Raw genomic sequence first — 19,672 nt, forward strand, 5'->3', positions numbered from 1 at the left:
ATGACCACCGAGACCCACGTGCCCTACCGACTCACCCGCGTGGGGGTCGTGATGACCCCCGCCCAGGGCGATCCGAACGAGGTCGAGGGGGTGTTGAATCCCGGCTCCGGCCGCGGCCCCGACGGGGAGCTCTACCTGCTGCCGCGGCTCGTCGCCGACGGGAACGTGTCGCGCGTGGGCCTGGCTCGCGTGGTGATCGAAGACGGTGTGCCGACCTCGGTCGAGCGCGAGGGCGTGGTCCTCGAACCCGATCGTGGGTGGGAGCGCGGGGTCGGCAACGCCGGCGTCGAAGACCCCCGGGTGACCTGGATCGAGACGCTCGGACTGCACGTCATGACGTACGTCGCCTACGGACCCCTCGGCCCTCGCACGGCGATCGCGGTGTCGAGCGACCTTCGCGAGTGGCGACGGCTCGGACCGGCGCTGTTCCGGTACCAGGACGACCTCGACATGGACCTGAACCTGTTCCACAACAAGGACACCGTGTTCTTCCCCGAGCCGGTCACCGCACCCGACGGGCGGGAGGCGCTCGCCGTCCTCCATCGCCCCATGTGGGATCTCGGTGAGACGAAGCCCGGTCAGGGCATCCGCGTCCCGGCCGGCGTCGAAGACGAACGGCAATCGATCTGGATCAGCTACATCCCGCTCGCCGCCGTGCGGGAGGACCTGTCGGCGCTCACCCTGTGGGAGCAGCACCGCTTCGTCGCGGGGCCGGAGTTCCCCTTCGAGGCGCTGAAGATCGGCGGCGGTCCGCCGCCCCGCCGCGTCCCCGAGGGCTGGCTCGTCCTGCATCACGGCGTGACCGGCGTCCTCGAGAGCGCGTTCGCGCAGCAGCAGAAGGTGAACTACGCGGCAGGCGCCATCATCCTCGACCGAGACGACCCCTCCAAGGTCGTCGCCCGCACTCCGGAGCCCCTGCTGGCCCCGGAGACAGACGACGAGCGGAGCGGAATCGTTCCGAACGTCGTCTTCCCGACTGCGATCGAAGAGGTCGACGGTCGCCTGTTCGTGTTCTACGGCATGGCCGACTCGAAGATCGGCGTCGCCCTGCTCGAACGCACCGACTGATCGCGTGCCGAGTGCAGGTTCAGCCGCCCTCCGGTCGCCCTGACGGCATCCGGAACGGCTCTGCACCTGCACTCGGCACCGCAACGAAAGGAACGACCCTCATGTCCACCTCCGCACAACGACGTGCGCGCACCGTCGGACTCGCCGCGCTGGCCACGCTCGCGCTCGCCGTCCCGCTGGGTGTCACCACCGCCGTCGCCGCCCCGGCATCCGCACCCGTCACCAACCTGTCGCACCTCGACTTCCTCCTCGACGAGGCCACCCCGCCGCAGGACGTCGACGGGCACAGCACTTACCGCCAGGCTGAGGAGCCGGCGCTCGTCATGCCGTGGACGTACGCCGATGCCCGTGACGGCGGGACCTTCGAACGGGTCGGCGGCGGACCCCTCGACCCCGAGACCGGGTACTGGGGGCAGGGCGCCTACAACGCCGACGACATCACGCGCGCCGCGGTCGTCTACATCCGCCACTTCGAGCAGACCGGCGACGACGACAGTCGCGACAAGGCGTACGAGCTGCTGCGGTCGGTCGCGTACTTCCAGACGACCGACGGACCGGATGCCGGCAACGTCGTCCTGTGGATGCAGCCCGACGGCACCTTCAACCCGTCCCCCGAGCCGGTCGAGCTGCCGGATCCGTCCGACAGCGGTCCGAGTTACTGGCTCGCGCGGACGCTGTGGGCCCTCGGCGAGGGGTACGCCGCCTTCAAGGACGAGGACCCCGCTTTCGCCGCGTTCCTCGACGACCGCTTCGACCTCTCGCTGGATGCGCTGAACCGTCAGGTCCTGTCGACGTACGGCAGGTGGACCGCCTCGGACGGCAAGCGCGTCCCGACGTGGCTCATCACGAACGGGGCGGATGCCTCGGCTGAGGCTGTGCTCGGTCTGGCGGCTCGTGTCGAAGCCGGTTCCGACCGACCGGCAGCGACGGCGCTGCGTCAGCTCGCCACGGGTATCGCCGCGATGTCCGACGGCTCGGATCGGGAGTGGCCGTACGATGCCGTGCTGCCGTGGGCGGAGTCCCCGGCGATCTGGCACGCCTGGGGTTCGCAGATGCCAGCGGCGCTGGCCGCGGCATCCGTCGTATTGAAGGACCGGTCGCTCGCTCGCCCGCGCGATCGCGGACGCGTCCACATTCACGCCCACCCTCCTCACCGCCGGCGGGCCGGACAACGGGTGGAACCCGAGCCCCGTCGACCGGGTGCAGATCGCCTACGGCGCGGACTCGCGGGTGCAGTCGCTGCTCGGCGTCGCGGAGGCGACCGGTTCGGACGGCTTCGAGGCCCTCGCCGCGATGCAAGCCGCGTGGTTCTTCGGCGCCAACCATGCGGGGCAGCGGATGTACGACCCGGCGACGGGCGTCACGTACGACGGCCTACAGACCGACGGGACCGTCAACCGCAACAGCGGAGCGGAGTCGACGATCCACGGACTCCTCACGGCCCTCGCGCTCGATGCGAATCCGGACGTCAAGCGGCAGGCCGTCGCCCTGACCGAGGTCACGGACCGCGAGGGGCTCTCGTGGATCGAAGCCGAGGACGCCGTGAGCACGACGGGCGAGATCTCGACGCCGGAGTCGTGGACGGGTGAGTCCAGCTGGTCCGGTGACAAGCTGACGCTGTCCCGCGGCGAGACCGCGGTCTTCGACGTCGGGACGGCGGCCTCCGATCGGTGGATCGAGCCGGTGGTCTGGTCGGAGGTCGGCGAACGCACGTCGTCGTCCTGGACGGGCGACCGCGCCCGACTGGGGACGCTGCAGCTGACAGGTCCGCGACAGGGGATCTCGCCGACGCCGGGGGCGATGCATCCGCACACCCTGCAGAAGGCGATGCCCCGCTCGAGCGAGGAGCTCCGAGTCCAGTCGACGCGGGGTGACCTGCAGCTCGACGGCATCCTCGTCCGGCCGTTCGTCTCACGCCTCGTCCTGGAAGGCGACGGCGGTGCGCGTACCGAACTCGTCCACTCGGCGGCGCGCTCGCCGCAGAAAGTCAGGGTGGGTGCCGGCGACCTCGCGGTCTACGACGACCGTGGACGCGAGGTGCGGGCGAAGAAGGACCGCTTCGGTGCGGTCACCCTGCCGGCCGGCGGCTTCGCGATCGTCGAACGGTGACGATCCGACCGGGCCGCGGTGGATGCCGCGGCCCGGTCAGCGCCGGAACGCCCACTCGGGGAGGTGCGCGTGCGCGACGAAGGATCGCACGATCTCGGCGAGGCCGTGCTCCGGCTCGATCTGCAGCGCGGCCTCCGCGTAGCGGTCGGCGTGCGTCGATCGACCGAGCGACCACGCGAGCCAGGCCGCGGTGGCGAGACTCCCCGCGCGGTGGGATTCGGGCGTGCTCGACGCCACCCGGCGCACGAGCGCGAGCGCAGTCTCGAGCCGGCGCGGGTCGGGGCGCTCACCCTCGCCCCACATCACCGACGCGAGGTCGGCGGGATAGTCCTCCCCGTCTTCCCAGCGTCGCTGCGCCTCGAGCGCCGAGTCGCCGCCGGGACGATCGGTCGCCCACTGCACCAGTGCCACATCCCGGAGCGACGGGCGAGCCAGGCACCAGGCGAGGATCGCCGTGCGCATCGGATCGAGGTTCGCGGGGTCCCAGCCCAGGCATCCCTCGTACAGTCCGGGGAGGTCATCGAGCGCGCACCCCGCCTCGAGTGCCGCCGGGTCGATGCGCTCTGACGATCCGTCGACGACCGGGATGCCGCACAGCACCGCGAGAGCGGATTCGAGCGATCGCAGGGCGGCTTCGACGCCCGCCGTCAGGGGAGTGTCGGCGGACGGCAACGCCGCACCCTCGTGCTGATCGCGGTCGAGGCGAGGGAGATGGCGCTCGAGTTCGACCAGCGGGCGGCCGCCCGGCGGCATCCGCTCGTCGTAGTGCGATCCCCACCCCGTCCCCGCGACCGTCAGGATGTCGACGACCTGGAGCCCGCACGCGTGGGCGGATCGTTCCAGCGCGAGCGCCAGGTCCGCTCCGGGCAACTCCGCCCGGGCGGATGCGGCGGTGAAGACGACGCCGGCGAGACCGTCGGCTCCCGACACCCGGCAGACCATGCCGATGACGGTGGAGGCGACCGCGTCGAGGGCGGCATCGGACGGTGGAAGGTCGATCCGCAGGGCTCCGAGGCTTCGCCCTCGGGTCATGGGGACCACGACGAGACTCTCGGTCGGCGTGAATCCGAGCAGGCGGGGGACGAGGGCGAGGAAGTGCGCGGAATCCGCGGCGGTGACGATGGAGGACATCGCCTCACCCTCGCCGCGTGGACCTCGCCTCGGGCGTGAGGTCGTTCGTCTGGGGAGAGGCGGCGCGGAGGGGCACCGGTGCAGAACGCTCCGCGCGCAGAACGTGCCGGGCCGCGCGGTGTCTCGCGCCGATTACGATGGAGGCATGGGTGAGTTCTGGACAGCGGTCATCTGGGGGCTGATCCCCACGATCGTCGTCGCCGGGCTCTTCGCCTTCGTGATCCGCAGCATCCTGCGCATGGACCGCACCGAACGCAAGCTCTACGCACGAGTCGAGGCGGAGGAGCGCCGCAAGCGCGGCCTGCCGCCCCGCGACGAAACCGCCGGTCGACCCGCCAAAGGATAGGCTGACCCCACACTCTCTGGGGGAACTGTGATCAGCATCAGCGTCGACTGGACGTGGACGTGGTGGATCGTCCTCGTCCTGGCGTTCGACATCTCGGTGCGCATCATCGCGGTGTTCATCATCCCGCGGAACCGTCGCCCCACGGCGGCGATGGCGTGGCTCCTGGCGATCTACTTCATCCCGATCATCGGCATCCTGCTGTTCCTGCTCATCGGGAACCCACGCCTTCCGCGGAAGCGCCGCAAGGAGCAGGAGTCGATCAACGACGCGTTCCGCGAGGCGAGCGAAGGGCTCGACTTCGGAACCCTCCGCCCCGATGCGCCGGAGTGGTTCGAACAGCTCGTGGGGCTCAACCGCAAGCTCGGTGCGCTCCCGATGGCCGGCGACAACGGCGCGCAGATCATCTCGGACTACCAGGGCAGCCTCGACACGATGGCGGCCGAGATCGACCGAGCCACCCGATACGTCCACGTCGAGTTCTACATCCTGCAGTCCGACGGGGCGACCGACGGGTTCTTCGCCGCGCTCGAACGCGCGACGGCGCGCGGGGTGGCGGTCCGCGTCCTGCTCGACCACTGGGCGAACCGGTGGAAGCCGAACTACCACGCGACGATCTCGCGCCTGCAGCGCATGGGGGCCGAGTGGCACCTGATGCTCCCGGTGCAGCCGCTGAAGGGCAAGTACCAGCGGCCCGACCTCCGCAATCACCGCAAGCTCGTCGTGATCGATGGGGCCGTCGGATTCGTCGGCTCGCAGAACGTCACCGACCGCAGCTACAACCTGAAGGCCAATCTGCGTCGCGGGTTGCAGTGGGTGGACCTCATGGTCCGCGTCGACGGCCCGGTCGTGGCATCCCTCTCCGCCGTGTTCGTCTCGGATTGGTATGGCGAGACGGGCGAGGTGTTCGCCGTCGAGTCCGACTTCCTGACGGATGCCGGGACCGGCGACCTCGACTGTCAGATCGTCCCGAGCGGGCCCGGGTTCGAATACGAGAACAACCTCAAGCTCTTCCTGAGCCTCATCTTCGGCGCGAAGAAGAAGATCGTCATGGTCAGCCCGTACTTCGTCCCCGACGAAGGGCTGCTGCTCGCGATCCAGACCGCCTGCCACCGCGGCGTCGAGGTCGAGCTCTTCGTCTCCGAAGAGGGCGACCAGGCGATGGTGTACCACGCGCAGCGCAGCTACTACGAACAGCTCCTCGCGACGGGCGTGAAGATCTGGATGTACAAGAGGCCGTACATCCTGCACTCCAAGTCGATGTCGATCGACGATGAGGTCGCCGTCGTCGGCTCCAGCAACATGGACATGCGGTCCTTCGGTCTCAACCTCGAAGTGACGATGCTCGTCCGGGGCGCCGAGTTCGTCGAGCAGCTCCGCACCGTCGAAGACCAATACCGCGGCATGTCGCGGGAACTGACCCTGGAGGAGTGGGAGCAGCGTCCCATCCGCTCGGTCCTCCTCGACAACCTCGCGAGGCTCACGTCCGCTCTGCAGTGAGACGATCCGGCGGCGCGTGACACTCAGAAGGTGTCCACGCCTCGGAAGGAGATCCTCATGCGCGCCCGTCTTCTGATCGCGCTCGCCGGCTGCGCTCTCGCCGGTCTGGCGCTGGCCGGCTGTGCGACGCCCGCGCCAGGTGGAGCGGACCCCGGGGGCTCGGCCGCCGATGCTGCGCCGGCGTGGCCCGTCGGCGCAGGGTGGCTCGACGGCGGACGGACGATCGCTCTCGTCACGTGGGGGAGCTCGTCGTGCCTTCCGACGGTCGGCGAGGTGAGCGACGACGGCGGGACCGTCGTCGTCTCGTTGCGCGAATCGGAACCCGGTCCCTGCACCGACGACCTGGTCGCGCGGCCGCTCGAGATCGCGTCGCCGCAGGGAATCGATCCGGCCGAGGGCGCTCGGCTGCGAGTGTCGCTCGGGGCGTCGCGCGCCGATGTCGATCTCGCCGCCTACGCCGGCGGCCCAGCCGAGGAGTTCTCGCCGGAGGCGGCCTGGGTCGGTGATCGAACGATCGCGCTCCGCACCTGGGGGTCGTCGTCGTGCCCGCCGGTCGTCGCCGACACGAGGGTGGAGTCACCGGCATCCGTCGTCGTCGGCTTCGCGGTGCCGGATGCGGATCGCGTGTGCACGATGGACATGGCGCCGCAGCTGACGGTGATGCAGCTCGATCCCGACGCCGTCGTGGACCGCGACGCGACCCTGAGCTTCGGCATGTCCGGCGGCAGCGAGACGGTGCCGATTCGCTGATTCGCACTCCGGGGACGCGAGATGCCGCGTCCGCGCGGGCGGAGCGGCAGGGCACGTCCCCGGAACGGGAGCCTGTCCGGTTCCGGGGACGCCGGCTGCCGCCCCGCGCGGTCCTTTGCGGCGTTCCGCGTCCCCGGAACTCGTTCTCCCCACGACAGCGTGCGAGCGGTCTTTCCCCGATCGGGCCACGGCGATCCCGCAGGCTGCGATGCCCCGCGACTCTGGGCCGATGAAACCGAGACCGCTGCCGTCGAGTCTGGGCCGCGTGTTCTCCGTGGCAGCGGCGAAGGATGCCGGTGTCTCCCCTCGTCGGCTGAGGTCCCGCGACCTCGACCGGCCGTTCCGCGGGGTGCGCGTCCACTTCGAGTCGCCGGCGGCGGACGACGCCGACGCGCACCTGCGAGCCGTGCTTGCGTACGCCGCCACCATGCCTGAAGCGCAGTTCTTCAGTCATGTCACGGCGGCGGTCCTGTGGGGTCTGCCCCTTCCACAGGTCGTGCTCCGCGCGGCGATGCCGGATGTCGCCGTACTCGGCCCGGGCCGCACACCCCGCGGCGGGAGCGTCCGAGGACACCGCCTCGTTCATGCCTCGACACGAGTGTGCCGCCACCCGCGGTGGGGAGTGCAGGTGCTCGCCCCGGCGAGCACCTGGGCGACACTCGGCGCGGTGCTTCCCGACGTGCGCGACCTGGTCGCGGCGGGTGACGCGGTCGTGCGGACCCCCATGTTCCGTGGGGATCCGTCCGCATTGGCGACGATCGACGACCTCGCGGCATCCATCTCAGGCGGACGGCGGATCGGGATGGAGCGGCTGCGTCTCGCGCTTCCGCTCGTGCGAGAACGGTCGGCATCCCGCCCCGAGACCTGGTGCCGTCTCGCGTTGATCGACGGAGGACTTCCGGAGCCTGATCTCAACTGGAACCTCGTCGTCGGTGGACGCGTGGTCGCGTGTCTCGACCTCGCGTATCCGCGGCAGCGGGTCGCGATCGAGTACGAGGGCGGTCACCACGCCGTCGATCCGCGGCAGTGGGCGCGGGACATCGACCGGCACGAGGCGCTCGCCGCCGCCGGGTGGGTCGTCATCCGGGTGACGAAAGAGCACCTGTTCAGGGAGGCAGAGGGCGTCGTCGCGCGGGTTCGTCGGGCGCTCGCGAGGTGAGGTGCTCCGGGGACGCGGCCTGTCGCGTGTGCGTGCTCGAAGCGACACGATGCGTCCCGGGAGTGGAGGTGTCGTCGGTTCCAGGGACGCGACATGCCGGAGGCGGGTCGCGTAGACGACGCATCGCGTCCCCGGAACCGAGGCGGCATCAGTCCGCGCGGACCAGCAGGTCGCCGACTTCGCAGTCGAGGGCGCGGCAGATCGCCGACAGGGTCGAGTACCGGATCGCGCGGGCGCGGTCGTTCTTGAGGATCGACAGGTTCACGACCGAGAGCCCCACGATCTCGGACAGCCGGGTCAGCGTCATGCCGCGGGCCGCGAGCAGTTCGTCGAGCCGACAGTGGATGCCGGTGAGCTCGTCCTCTTCGGCGGGACTCACACGAGCCCCTCGGTGTCGCGCTGCAGCCGCTCACCCTGTGCGAAGGCGCCAGCCAGTACGGCGGCCGCGACGGCGGCGAGCAGGAGTGGCAGCAGGGGCAGCAGGTCGAGCATCGACAGCGTCTCGAACCGGATGCCGAGCGATTGCAGCGCATGCTGTCGCCCCATGCCGTCGACGATCGGCCATGCGAACACCGCGACGGTGAGGGTGCCGGCGATCACGGTCAGCGCGCGCGTCGCGCCGCCCGTGAACACGCGACCCCGGCGAACCGCGAAGGCGACCCGCATGAGCGCTGCGGAGACGATGATCGCCGCGACGGTGGCGAGCACGACCGCGCCGATCATCCAGACTCGGCCTCCCGCGCCGAGGTCGGGCGCGCGGACGACCACGGCGTCGATCGCCGCGCCGGATGCGAGTCTGAGCGAGGTGGATGCCGCATCCCCTCCGACTGTCACAGCGGGGCCGTCGGGCCCGAGGATCTCGGCGATCCGGAACGCCGCGACGGCCAGGGCTGCGACCGAGGCGGCGACGCCGTAAACGATCAGATCGAGCGCGCCCGAGGTCTGGGTCGTGGCGGCCATCAGACGAGCCCCTTCACGTCCCGCTGCAGACGCGAGCCGTAGCGGAGGATCGCGGCGAGCACAGCGAAGCCGAGCCCCACCGCGATCGGCCAGATGGGGAACGAGATGAGGACGTTGGCGGAGGGCAGCCAGGCGTCGAAGACGTTGTCGATACCCGGGAAATCGCCCTCCCATCCGCCGCCCTTCGCGCCGAAGAGCTGCGTCGACGCCATGCTTCCCGCGATGTCCCCCATGACCTGCGCCGTGACGCCGCCGAGCGCAATGATCGTGCCCGTGGTGACGGCCATCTTGGCGACGACCGGGGTGAACGCGGCGCCTGACAGGAGGCGCGAACAGGTGACCGCGACGAAGAGTGCGACGAAGCCGGGGATCACCCAGGTGATCGCTTGACTCAACGCCCAGAGGACGCGCGACGTCGCGTCAAGACCATCGACCGTGAGGGTGACCTCGGTGAACCCGCCGGACACTCGCCGCACGGTGTCCGAATCAAGCTGCACCGTGTCGGGCAGCTGCGGCCAGAACTCGCGGATCGGCATCGTGATGGCGACACCCGGAGCGAGCAGTGCGGTGAGGAGGGCGATCAATGCCCCGATCACGGCCACTCCGGCCCAGATGATCGCGATGACCCGCGTGAGGTGGACCAGGGTCGTCGGGTCCTGACCGGCTCGCTGCTTCTTCGCTGTCGCCAGCGCGAACGCCAGGATCGTCCCCACGATCAGGATGACGACGAGCACCGCCCCGATGATCAGCATCCACCGTGCCATGTCACACCAACCCCTCGGTCTCGCGCTGGAGTCGCGCACCCTGTCGGAAGATCACGCTCAACGCCGCGAGCCCCAGCGCGACGCCCAGCGGCCAAAGGGGTGGCGCGATGCTAAACGTCCGCCCCGCGGCGACCGCGACATTCGCGTCCGCCGGAGGGAGCACCTGCTGCGCGACCAGAGCGGACCCGATGTCCGTCAGCATCGGGCCGAGCGTCCCTGCGACGAGCACGATGATCGCGCTGATGAGCAGCCACCGGGACGTCCTCGCCGCGAACGCGGCTCCGACGACGGCCCGCTGACTCAGCACCGCGATCACGAGTCCCGGAACGCCGAGCACGAGCAGTGAGAGCAGGTCGCCCGCAGTGAGGAGTGCGCGGAGTCCGCCATCTAGCCCGCTGACGGTGGCGTGGGCGGTGTCGGCGCTGGCGCAGTACAGCTCGGTTGCGCCGGTGGGCTCGTAGCCGCTCGTCTGACACGGCAGGCTCGTCGGCCATGCCGGTGAGATGGGCATCGCGGCGATGTCGTACGGCGCGGTGGTGAAACCGCGGATGATCAGGAGCCCGGCGCCGAGCAGCACGATCGCGACCCATACGCGGGCCATCGCCGCGATGACGTCGAGCAGAATCGACGGCGACTTCCGTCGCCGCGCGTCCCAGACCATCAGAGCCACAATCGCTGCGACCACCGCGAGCCCCACACCACCCCACAGCAGCACGGTCGGCAGATCCGTCCCTGAAACCATTCCCGCCCCCATATCGACATTCGTTGTTATCGAGAAACGTTATGCCCACGGATGCCGCGGCCGCAAGCCCCGGCATCCCGTATGCCCACGGCGAACACGGGCATACCGGCATCCCGCCGTCGTTAGCCTCTACGTAAGACGCCGCCAGTGCGTCGAGTGGAGGTGGAGACGATGTTCGAGAGATTCACAGACCGTGCACGTCGTGTGGTGGTGCTCGCCCAAGAAGAGGCGAAGATGCTGAACCACAATTACATCGGCACGGAGCACATTCTCCTCGGCCTGATCCACGAGGGCGAAGGCGTCGCCGCCAAGGCCCTCGAGAGCCTCGGCATCTCGCTCGACGCCGTGCGCGAGCAGGTCCAGGACATCATCGGCCAGGGGCAGCAGCAGCCGACGGGACACATCCCGTTCACGCCGCGTGCCAAGAAGGTGCTCGAGCTGTCACTGCGCGAAGCGCTGCAGCTGGGCCACAACTACATCGGCACCGAGCACATCCTGCTGGGTCTCATCCGCGAGGGTGAGGGTGTCGCCGCGCAGGTTCTCGTCAAGCTCGGCGCCGACCTGAACAAGGTCCGCCAGCAGGTCATCCAGCTGCTCAGCGGCTACCAGGGCAAGGAGCCCGCGGGCGTCTCCGCTGGTGCCGGCGAGCAGGCCCAGGCCACGGCGCAGGGCGGTTCGGCCGTCCTCGACCAGTTCGGCCGCAACCTGACCCAGGCCGCGCGCGACAACAAGCTCGACCCCGTCATCGGGCGCGAGAAGGAGATCGAGCGCGTGATGCAGATCCTGTCGCGCCGCTCGAAGAACAACCCGGTCCTCATCGGTGAGCCCGGCGTCGGCAAGACCGCCGTCGTCGAGGGCCTCGCCCAGGCGATCGTCAAGGGCGAGGTGCCCGAGACACTCAAGGACAAGCAGGTCTACTCGCTCGACCTCGGTTCGCTCATCGCCGGTTCCCGCTACCGCGGTGACTTCGAGGAGCGCCTGAAGAAGGTCACCAAGGAGATCCGCACGCGCGGCGACATCATCGTCTTCATCGACGAGATCCACACCCTCGTGGGTGCGGGTGCCGCCGAAGGCGCGATCGACGCCGCCAGCATCCTGAAGCCGCTGCTCGCCCGCGGTGAGCTGCAGACGATCGGTGCGACGACGCTCGACGAGTACCGCAAGCACTTCGAGAAGGATGCCGCGCTGGAGCGCCGCTTCCAGCCGATCCAGGTGGCGGAGCCGAGCCTCCCTCACGCGATCAACATCCTGAAGGGGCTGCGCGACCGCTACGAGGCGCACCACAAGGTGCAGATCACCGACGGCGCCATCGTCGCCGCGGCGAACCTCTCCGACCGGTACGTCTCGGACCGCTTCCTGCCCGACAAGGCCATCGACCTGATCGACGAGGCCGGCGCACGCCTGCGCCTGTCGATCCTGTCGAGCCCGCCGGAGCTGCGCGAATTCGACGACAAGATCGCCAAGGTCCGCGAGGACAAGGAAGCCGCCAGCGAGGAGCAGGACTTCGAGAAAGCCGCCGCCCTGCGCGACGAGGAGAAGTCGCTCCTGGCCGAGCGCCTCCGCCTCGAGAAGCAGTGGCGCTCGGGTGACGTCGCGTCGCACGCGGTCGTCGACGAGGGGCTGATCGCCGAGGTCCTGGCGCAGGCCACCGGCATCCCGGTCTTCAAGCTCACCGAGGAGGAGACCAGCCGTCTCGTCTTCATGGAGAAGGCCCTGCACCAGCGCGTCATCGGTCAGGAGGAGGCCATCGCGGCCCTCTCCCGCACGATCCGCCGTCAGCGTGCGGGACTCAAGGACCCGAACCGCCCGTCGGGCTCGTTCATCTTCGCCGGCCCCACGGGTGTCGGAAAGACCGAGCTCGCCAAGGCGCTCGCCGAGTTCCTCTTCGACGACGAGGGCGCACTGATCTCCCTCGACATGTCGGAGTTCGGCGAGAAGCACACGGTCTCGCGACTGTTCGGTGCCCCTCCCGGGTTCGTCGGCTTCGAAGAGGGCGGCCAGCTCACCGAGAAGGTGCGCCGCAAGCCGTTCTCCGTGGTCCTGTTCGACGAGATCGAGAAGGCCCACCCGGACATCTTCAACTCGCTGCTGCAGATCCTCGAAGAGGGTCGCCTGACCGATGGTCAGGGCCGCGTGGTCGACTTCAAGAACACCGTGATCATCATGACGACGAACCTCGGTTCGTCGGCGATCGCCGGTGGTCCGGTCGGCTTCCAGGTCGAGGGCAACTCGCAGACGACCTACGAGCGGATGAAGGGCAAGGTCGACGAGGAGCTGAAGCGTCACTTCAAGCCCGAGTTCCTCAACCGCGTCGACGACGTCATCGTCTTCCCGCAGCTCAACAAGGCCGAGCTGCGCCAGATCGTGACGCTGTTCACCAAGCGCCTCAGCGAGCGTCTGCTCGACCGTGACATGACGGTCGCGCTGACGGATGCCGCCAAGGACCGCCTCATCGAGATCGGATTCGACCCGACACTCGGCGCCCGGCCCCTGCGTCGCGCCATGCAGCGCGAGGTCGAGGACCAGCTCTCCGAGCGGATCCTCCGGGGCGAGCTGAACGCCGGCGACCACGTCGCGGTCGACGTCGAGAACAACGCCTTCGTCTTCGAAACGACCCGCCAGGAAGGCCGCGAAGCGGTCGGCGTGGGCGCCGCGGGCGAGATCACCGCGAGCCCGGACATCATCGCCGGGTCGTAAGCGACCAGAGCGACAGGGGTCGGATGCCGAGAGGCGTCCGGCCCCTTCGTCGTTCAGGCGTGGCGCACCAGGAAGACGTCGACGTCGTCCTCGCTGTCGAGCGTGAAGCCGTGCCGCTCATACAGGCGGCGGGCGGGGCTGCCCTGCAGGACGTTGAGACGCCACGGGGTCGGGTAGGACTCCGCGAGCGTCGCCCGCAGGATCTCGGTGCCGACGCCGTGCCCCTGGATCCGCTCGGCGAGGTAGAAGTGCTCGACCCAGGTGCCGTCGGCGGCGGGTCGGACGGCGATCGAACCGGCATCCGTTCCGTCGACGACGATCACGCGAGTGCGGGCCGGATCGAAGGCGTCGAGGAACCGCTGCCGCACGCGATGCTCGTCGTACCGGCCGAGGCGCTCGAGGTCCGGGCGCATGACCACGGCTCTGAGCTCTGCGATCCACGTCGCGTCGTCGGGCGTCGAGGGGCGGGTCGTCCAGCGCATCCGTCCATTCAAGCGCGTGCGCGCGGTGACGGATGCAAGGGATGCCGGGCGACACGCGGCATCCCTGGTCCGATCGTCGGCGTGCCGGGCGCGGAGTATTGCATCCGCGAACACGGGAGGATGGTCGGGTGACCGTCTCCATTCGCCCCGCCGATCTCCACGGTGCAGATCGCGGGCCGGTCTCGGCGATGCTGGCGGACTATCACGCCCAGACCGAAGGCGAGAAGGTCGCGCACGGTGTCGCCGCACCCGGCGAGCTGCCCGAGCGATACGCGGCCGAGGTGCGCGATGCCGCGGCATCCTTCGCCGGTGCCGACGTCATCGTCGCGGATCGTGACGGCGAGGCGATCGGCATGGCGGTGCTGCACCGCGCGGGCGCCGATGTCGAGATCAAGCGCCTCTGGGTCACTCCCGCGGGGCGCCGGTCAGGTGCCGGATCCGCCCTGATGGCGGATGCCTCGGCCCGCGGCCGAGCCGCCGGTGCGACGGGCCTGCGGCTGTCGGTCTGGGATTGGCGTGTGGACGCGCTCGCCCTGTACGCGCGGCAGGGCTTCGTCGAGGTCCCGTCGTGGGAGTCGCGCCAGCGACTCGTGTGCCTGCGCCGTCCGCTCTGAGCGGCCGTCAGCGGATGCAATGGATGCCGGGCGACACCCGGCATCCGTCGTCCGATGGTCGGCGTGTCGGGTGTGAACTATTGCATCCGCGAACAGGGAATGGCCGCGAGCAGGGGCGAACGTGCGAACGGACCGGGCGCGCCCTCAGCAGCGCCCGGCCCGTCCGGCTCTGTCAGGACCGATGGTCGCCGAAGACGTCCTTCTCCATCGCGTCGTAGCCCTCGCGCTGCGGGTCTCCGTGCAGGCCGCCCGAGAGGGCGTACTCCTCCTCGGGCGAGAGGATGAGGCGCTTCCGGCCGTAGACGGCGAACCCGATGAAGATCACGACGTACACGATGATGATCGCGACGATCGCCAGCAGGTAGGCCGGGTTGAAGAGCAGCCCGACGAAGACGATCGCGGCGATGATCGCGGCCGAGTAGGCGCCGAACAATCCCCACGGGCTCTTGTAGGGCCGCTCGGCGTGGGGGAACTTCTTGCGCAGGATGATGAACGACACCATCTGCAGGAAGTAGGCGAGCACCGCGCCCCACACCGCGATGTTCAGGACGATCGCCCCGGCGGGGCTCGTGTCGCCACCGGCGGCCTGGAGGATGACGAGGGCGATGAATCCGAGCACGGCGCCGAATGTCAGCGCGACCCACGGGGTCTGCCGCTTGCCGGTCAGCGACAGCCAGCGCGGGTAGTACCCCGCCCGGGACAGCGAGTACATGTTGCGTCCGTACGCGAACATGATGCCCATCAGCGAAGCGAGCAGGCCGACGAGGGCGAGCAGCGACAGGATCGCCGCAGCCTGTTCCGGAAGGAACGCCGTGAAGCCGTCGAGGAGAGGCTCGACCGAATCGCCGGTGACCTCGGCGCCGAGCACGCCGGTGTTGAGGAACAGCACGATGAGGCCCGTGACGATGAGGGTTCCGCGTGCCCAGAGTCCGGCACGCGGGATGTCGCGGGCGGGGTTGTGGGACTCCTCGGCAGCGAGCGGAAGCTCCTCGATCCCGAGGAAGAACCACATCGCGAACGGGAGAGCCAGCAGGACCGCGCCGATGCCCTCGGGAAGGAACGTCGACGAAGCGATCGCGTCGGGATTCGGGGCCATGTCCCACAGGGCGTCCCAGCTGAATGCTCCGGAGGCGAGTGCCATCACGCCGAAGACGACGATGATGCCGATCGAGATGATCGAGACGACGATCGCGAAGCCGAACGAGACAGCGGCTCCCGCAGCGTTCAGGGTGATGAAAAGCGCGTAGAGGATGATCCACCACAGCCACGGCGGCAGGCTCACGCCGGTCAGGAGCGACAGAGCGGAATCCGCATACTGCCCGGAGAAGTAGACCACCACCGCGGTCGTCGCGACGTACTCGATCGTCTCGGCGAGGCCCGTCGCGAGCCCTCCCCAGGGCCCCATCGCCGAGCGCGAGAACGAGTAGGCGCCGCCCGTGTGCGGCATGGCCGCCGCCATTTCGCCGATCGAGAAGGTGAGGCCGTAGTACATGAGCACGAGCACGGCGAAGGCGATCAGCATGCCGCCGAACCCGGCGAAGCCGATGCCGAAATTCCACCCCGAGAAGTCGCCCGAGATGACGGCGGCGACCGCGAGGCCCCAGAGTCCCCAGACTCCGGCGGAGCGCTTCAGGGTCCGTTTCTCGAAGTAGCCGTCCTCCGCTCGGGCGTAGCGGACGCCGCCGGTCGCGGGGGGAGTGGTGCTCGGATTCGTCATGAGACCTCCTGGCTGCGGGTCGGCGCCCAGCGCGCCGGTCGGGTCGGCGCGCTGGCTCACGCCTTGCGGAAGAGTGTGGCGTCTATTGGTATGCCGTGTCTACCTTTGGCATGTAGCGTTCTCGTTACAGGCACACGACGATCCCGCATAGAGCGCGACGGAAGGACGACCGATGCCCGGAAATCTGACGGTGGACGAGCTCGCCGACGCGATCGCGAAGGACGAGATCGACACGGTGATCGTCGCCTTCCCCGACGCCCAGGGGCGCCTCGTCGGCAAGCGCGTCGCGGGCCGGTTCTGGCTCGACGAGGTCGCCGGTCACGGCGCGGAGGTGTGCGACTACCTGCTGTCGGTCGACGTCGACGTGAACACGATCGACGGCTACGAGATGTCGGGCTGGGACAAGGGCTACGGTGACCTCGTGCTGCGTCCCGACATGGCGACGCTCCGCCGCATCCCCTGGCAGCCGGCGACCGCGCTCGTCATGGCCGACCTCGAGTACGTGCGCGGCGGCGCCGTGGTCCAGTCGCCGCGCGGCATCCTGAACGCGCAGCGTCAGCGCCTCGCCGACCGCGGACTCGTCGCCTACTCGGGCACGGAGCTCGAGTTCATCGTCTTCGACGACTCGTTCCGGGATGCCTGGGCCAAGCGCTACGTCGGGCTCCAGGCATCCACCGACTACAACGTCGACTACAACCTGCTCGCGACCACCCGGCTGGAACCCCTGCTGCGCGACATCCGCCGTGGCATGGAGGGCGCGGGTCTGTACTGCGAGGGCGTGAAGGGCGAGTGCCACGACGGGCAGCAGGAGATCGCGTTCCGCTTCGCCGAGGTGCTCGAAACGGCCGACCAGCACACGATCTACAAGAACGGCGCCAAGGAGATCGCCGACGCGCACGGTAAGTCGCTGACGTTCATGGCGAAGTTCGACCAGCGCGAGGGCAACAGCTGCCACATCCACCTCTCGGTCCGCGGCGAGGACGGAGAGGCCGTCATGGCCGGCGACGGCGAGCACGGGTTCAGTCCGCTCATGGAGCACTGGATCGCCGGCATCCTCGCGACCCTCCGCGAATTCACGCTGCTCTACGCGCCGACCATCAACTCCTACAAGCGCTTCGCGAAGGGATCGTTCGCGCCGACCGGCATCGCGTGGGGTGTCGACAACCGCACGTGCGCGCTGCGCGTGGTGGGCACGGGGTCGTCGCTGCGCGTGGAGAACCGCGTGCCGGGCGGCGACGTGAACCCCTACCTCGCGATCTCGGCGATCATCGCCGGCGGCCTGTACGGCGTCGAGCACGAACTCCCGCTGCCCGCGCCGCTCACCGGCAACGCCTACGACTCCGACGTCGACCACCTGCCGACGACGCTGCGCGAGGCGGCGGACCTCTTCGAGGCCTCCGAGATCGCCCGCGCCGCGTTCGGCGACGAGGTCGTGGCCCACTACCTGCACCAGGCGCGCGTCGAGGTCCTCGCCTACGACGCCGCCGTGACCGACTGGGAGCGCATCCGTGGCTTCGAACGTCTCTGATCCCGCGGGCGGCCGACGCCCCGTCATCGGGCTCACCACCTACCTCGAACGGGCCGTCCAAGGCGTCTGGGACGTCCGCGCGAGCTTCCTGCCGCAGCAGTACTTCGATGCCGTGACCGCGTCGGGCGGCGTCGCCGTGCTGCTGCCCCCGCAGCCCGCCGCGCGCGCTGCCGCCGAGGTCGTGCTCGACGGTCTCGACGGGCTGATCCTGACCGGCGGGCTCGACGTGCAGCCCGAGCTGTACGGTGCGCCCCGGCATCCGCTCACGGATCCTGCCCGCGCGGACCGCGACGAGTGGGAGCTCGCCCTGCTCGCCGGCGCCCGCGAACACGGCATCCCGGTCTTCGGCATCTGCCGCGGCCTGCAGCTGATCAACGTCGCTTACGGCGGCACGCTGCACCAGCACCTGCCCGAGGCCCTCGGCACCGAGCGCTACAAGATCGGCGGCGGCGTCTTCGCCGAGAACACCGTCGAGGTGGATGCCGACACGAAGCTCGCGGGCCTGGTCGGTGCCGGTCCGTACGGCGTCCACAGCTACCACCACCAGGGCATCGACCGCCTCGGCGAGGGGCTCGTCGTGACCGCGCGCACCGACGACGGCCTCGTGCAGGCGTTCGAGACGCCCGGCGACGACTACCTCGTGGCGGTGCAGTGGCACCCCGAGGAGAACTCCGCCGACCGGCGTCTCTTCCTCGGCCTGGTCGCCGCGGCCGACGCCTACGCCGTCGCGCACCGGGGGGTCACCGCATGAGCGCCTTCACGGTCCTGAACCCCGCCACCGGCGCTGCCGTCCGTGACGTCGCACTCGCGTCGGTCGACGAGACGGATGCCGCGATCGCCCGCGCCGTCCGCGCGCAGCGCGCGTGGGCCGAGCTCGCCCCCGTCGCCCGCGCCCATGCGCTCCGGAACTTCGCGCGCGTCGTCGAGGAACACGTCGAGGAGCTCGCCCAACTCGAGGTGCTCGAGGCGGGGCATCCGATCTCGTCCGCCCGGTGGGAGGCCTCGCACGTCGCGCAGGTGCTGAACTACTACGCCGGCGCGCCGGAACGCCTGATCGGCAGCCAGATCCCCGTCGCCGGCGGACTCGACGTGACCTACCACGAGCCGTACGGGGTCGTCGGGATCATCGTGCCGTGGAACTTCCCGATGACGATCGCAGCGTGGGGCTTCGCTCCGGCGCTCGCCGCCGGCAACGCCGTCGTGCTGAAGCCCGCCGAGATGACCCCGCTGACCGCGATGCGCCTCGGCGACCTCGCGCTCGAGGCGGGGCTGCCGGACGGCGTCTTCACCGTCATCCCGGGAGCCGGACCCGTCGTCGGCGAGCGATTCGTGACGCATCCCGACGTGCGCAAGGTCGTCTTCACCGGATCGACGCGTGTCGGGACCGAGGTCGCCGCGGGCTGCGCGCGCGAGCTCAAGCCCGTGACGCTCGAACTCGGCGGCAAGAGCGCCAACATCGTGTTCGCCGACGCCGATCTCGAGGCGGCCGCCGCGGCCGTCCCCGGCTCGGTCTTCGACAACGCGGGGCAGGACTGCTGCGCCCGCAGCCGGCTGCTCGTCGAGCGCTCGGTGTTCGACCGGTTCCTCGAACTCGTCGAGCCCGCCGTCTCCGCCTGGCGCGTCGGCGACCCGAACGACGAGTCGACCGAGATGGGCCCGCTCATCTCAGCCGGTCAGCGCGATCGCGTCGCCGGGTACATCGACGGGGCCGACGTCGCGTTCCGCGGCTCCGCGCCCGACGGCGACGGGTTCTGGTTCGCGCCGACGGTCGTCCTCGCCGGCCGCGGCGACCGCATCGCGACCGAGGAGGTCTTCGGACCCGTCGTCGCGGTGCTGCCGTTCGACGACGAGGCCGACGCGATCTCGCTCGCCAACGACACCGTCTACGGCCTCGCGGGCTCGATCTGGACGCGCGACCTGGGCCGCGGCATCCGCGTCTCCCGAGGCGTGCAGAGCGGCGTGCTGTCGGTCAACTCGCACTCGTCGGTCCGCTACACGACCCCGTTCGGCGGCATGAAGGCCTCGGGCCTCGGCCGCGAACTCGGACCCGACGCCGCCGAGCACTTCACCCAGACAAAGAACGTCTTCTACGCCACCTCCTGACCCGG

General features: G+C 69.8%; 19 protein-coding genes. 12 read left to right on the top strand and 7 right to left on the bottom strand.

Annotation, left to right across the window (positions count from 1 at the left end; translation table 11 throughout):
• The 3 genes from QE428_RS06515 to QE428_RS06525 all read left to right on the top strand — a co-directional run bounded on the left by QE428_RS06515 (position 1) and on the right by QE428_RS06525 (position 3,177).
• Positions 1-1,068, top strand: a complete 1,068-nt coding sequence (locus QE428_RS06515) for a glycosidase (protein ID WP_091358784.1) — start codon at positions 1-3, stop codon at positions 1,066-1,068.
• Positions 1,069-1,169: 101 nt separating this feature from the next.
• Positions 1,170-2,657: a hypothetical protein gene (locus QE428_RS06520; protein WP_307467181.1), complete on the top strand. Its 1,488-nt coding sequence runs from the start codon at positions 1,170-1,172 to the stop codon at positions 2,655-2,657.
• Positions 2,611-3,177 carry a hypothetical protein gene (locus QE428_RS06525; protein ID WP_307467184.1) on the top strand — a complete coding sequence of 189 codons (567 nt, stop codon included), beginning with the start codon at positions 2,611-2,613 and terminating at the stop codon, positions 3,175-3,177. Before QE428_RS06520 ends, QE428_RS06525 begins: the two co-directional genes overlap by 47 nt.
• A 36-nt stretch (positions 3,178-3,213) precedes the next feature.
• Here the strand turns inward: QE428_RS06525 and QE428_RS06530 are convergent, their stop codons facing one another.
• On the bottom strand, positions 3,214-4,308 hold the full coding sequence (locus QE428_RS06530) for a DUF4192 family protein (RefSeq protein WP_307467186.1): 1,095 nt from the start codon (positions 4,306-4,308) through the stop codon (positions 3,214-3,216).
• Positions 4,309-4,453: 145 nt separating this feature from the next.
• Here QE428_RS06530 and QE428_RS06535 point away from each other — a divergent pair, with 145 nt between their 5' ends.
• The 4 genes from QE428_RS06535 (at position 4,454) to QE428_RS06550 (ending at position 8,060) form a co-directional block, all read left to right on the top strand.
• Complete coding sequence (locus tag QE428_RS06535; protein ID WP_133398765.1) at positions 4,454-4,654, top strand: hypothetical protein; 201 nt, start codon at positions 4,454-4,456, stop codon at positions 4,652-4,654.
• Between the two features lie 27 nt (positions 4,655-4,681).
• Complete coding sequence (gene cls / locus QE428_RS06540; RefSeq protein ID WP_091358796.1) at positions 4,682-6,151, top strand: cardiolipin synthase; 1,470 nt, start codon at positions 4,682-4,684, stop codon at positions 6,149-6,151.
• 30 nt (positions 6,152-6,181) lie between these two features.
• Entirely contained in the window at positions 6,182-6,901 is a 720-nt protein-coding gene (locus QE428_RS06545; protein WP_307467190.1) for a hypothetical protein, read from the top strand.
• Positions 6,902-7,166: 265 nt separating this feature from the next.
• Positions 7,167-8,060 carry an endonuclease domain-containing protein gene (locus QE428_RS06550; protein ID WP_307467193.1) on the top strand — a complete coding sequence of 298 codons (894 nt, stop codon included), beginning with the start codon at positions 7,167-7,169 and terminating at the stop codon, positions 8,058-8,060.
• 148 nt (positions 8,061-8,208) lie between these two features.
• On the opposite strand, the gene QE428_RS06555 is transcribed toward QE428_RS06550, so the two are convergent.
• From QE428_RS06555 to QE428_RS06570, 4 genes are read right to left on the bottom strand one after another with little or no spacing between them, the layout of a single operon-like run.
• Positions 8,209-8,439, bottom strand: coding sequence for a helix-turn-helix transcriptional regulator (locus QE428_RS06555; RefSeq protein WP_307467196.1), 231 nt, complete (start codon positions 8,437-8,439; stop codon positions 8,209-8,211).
• Positions 8,436-9,020: a hypothetical protein gene (locus QE428_RS06560; RefSeq protein WP_307467200.1), complete on the bottom strand. Its 585-nt coding sequence runs from the start codon at positions 9,018-9,020 to the stop codon at positions 8,436-8,438. The genes QE428_RS06555 and QE428_RS06560 overlap by 4 nt, the downstream gene beginning before the upstream one ends.
• Positions 9,020-9,784 carry a hypothetical protein gene (locus QE428_RS06565; protein WP_307467203.1) on the bottom strand — a complete coding sequence of 255 codons (765 nt, stop codon included), beginning with the start codon at positions 9,782-9,784 and terminating at the stop codon, positions 9,020-9,022. The genes QE428_RS06560 and QE428_RS06565 overlap by 1 nt, the downstream gene beginning before the upstream one ends.
• 1 nt (position 9,785) lies before the next feature.
• Positions 9,786-10,526, bottom strand: coding sequence for a hypothetical protein (locus QE428_RS06570; protein WP_307467206.1), 741 nt, complete (start codon positions 10,524-10,526; stop codon positions 9,786-9,788).
• A 171-nt stretch (positions 10,527-10,697) separates the two neighbouring features.
• Here QE428_RS06570 and QE428_RS06575 point away from each other — a divergent pair, with 171 nt between their 5' ends.
• Complete coding sequence (locus QE428_RS06575; protein WP_091359890.1) at positions 10,698-13,223, top strand: ATP-dependent Clp protease ATP-binding subunit; 2,526 nt, start codon at positions 10,698-10,700, stop codon at positions 13,221-13,223.
• 53 nt (positions 13,224-13,276) lie between these two features.
• Here QE428_RS06575 and QE428_RS06580 read toward each other — a convergent pair whose 3' ends face one another.
• Positions 13,277-13,705, bottom strand: coding sequence for a GNAT family N-acetyltransferase (locus QE428_RS06580; protein ID WP_307467211.1), 429 nt, complete (start codon positions 13,703-13,705; stop codon positions 13,277-13,279).
• A 128-nt stretch (positions 13,706-13,833) separates the two neighbouring features.
• Here QE428_RS06580 and QE428_RS06585 point away from each other — a divergent pair, with 128 nt between their 5' ends.
• Positions 13,834-14,319 (top strand): GNAT family N-acetyltransferase, encoded by a 486-nt coding sequence (locus QE428_RS06585; RefSeq protein ID WP_307467213.1) that lies wholly within the window; start codon positions 13,834-13,836, stop codon positions 14,317-14,319.
• 172 nt (positions 14,320-14,491) lie between these two features.
• Here QE428_RS06585 and QE428_RS06590 read toward each other — a convergent pair whose 3' ends face one another.
• Positions 14,492-16,036 (bottom strand): amino acid permease, encoded by a 1,545-nt coding sequence (locus QE428_RS06590; protein ID WP_307467215.1) that lies wholly within the window; start codon positions 16,034-16,036, stop codon positions 14,492-14,494.
• Positions 16,037-16,208: 172 nt separating this feature from the next.
• Here QE428_RS06590 and QE428_RS06595 point away from each other — a divergent pair, with 172 nt between their 5' ends.
• The 3 genes from QE428_RS06595 to QE428_RS06605 are packed head-to-tail and all read left to right on the top strand — an operon-like array spanning position 16,209 to position 19,667.
• Positions 16,209-17,564 carry a glutamine synthetase family protein gene (locus QE428_RS06595; RefSeq protein WP_307467218.1) on the top strand — a complete coding sequence of 452 codons (1,356 nt, stop codon included), beginning with the start codon at positions 16,209-16,211 and terminating at the stop codon, positions 17,562-17,564.
• Positions 17,545-18,315, top strand: coding sequence for a gamma-glutamyl-gamma-aminobutyrate hydrolase family protein (locus QE428_RS06600; protein ID WP_307467220.1), 771 nt, complete (start codon positions 17,545-17,547; stop codon positions 18,313-18,315). Before QE428_RS06595 ends, QE428_RS06600 begins: the two co-directional genes overlap by 20 nt.
• Complete coding sequence (locus QE428_RS06605; protein WP_307467223.1) at positions 18,312-19,667, top strand: aldehyde dehydrogenase; 1,356 nt, start codon at positions 18,312-18,314, stop codon at positions 19,665-19,667. The genes QE428_RS06600 and QE428_RS06605 overlap by 4 nt, the downstream gene beginning before the upstream one ends.
• Positions 19,668-19,672: the final 5 nt, after the last annotated feature.

This window comes from Microbacterium sp. SORGH_AS_0505, assembly GCF_030818715.1.
Lineage (GTDB): Bacteria > Actinomycetota > Actinomycetes > Actinomycetales > Microbacteriaceae > Microbacterium.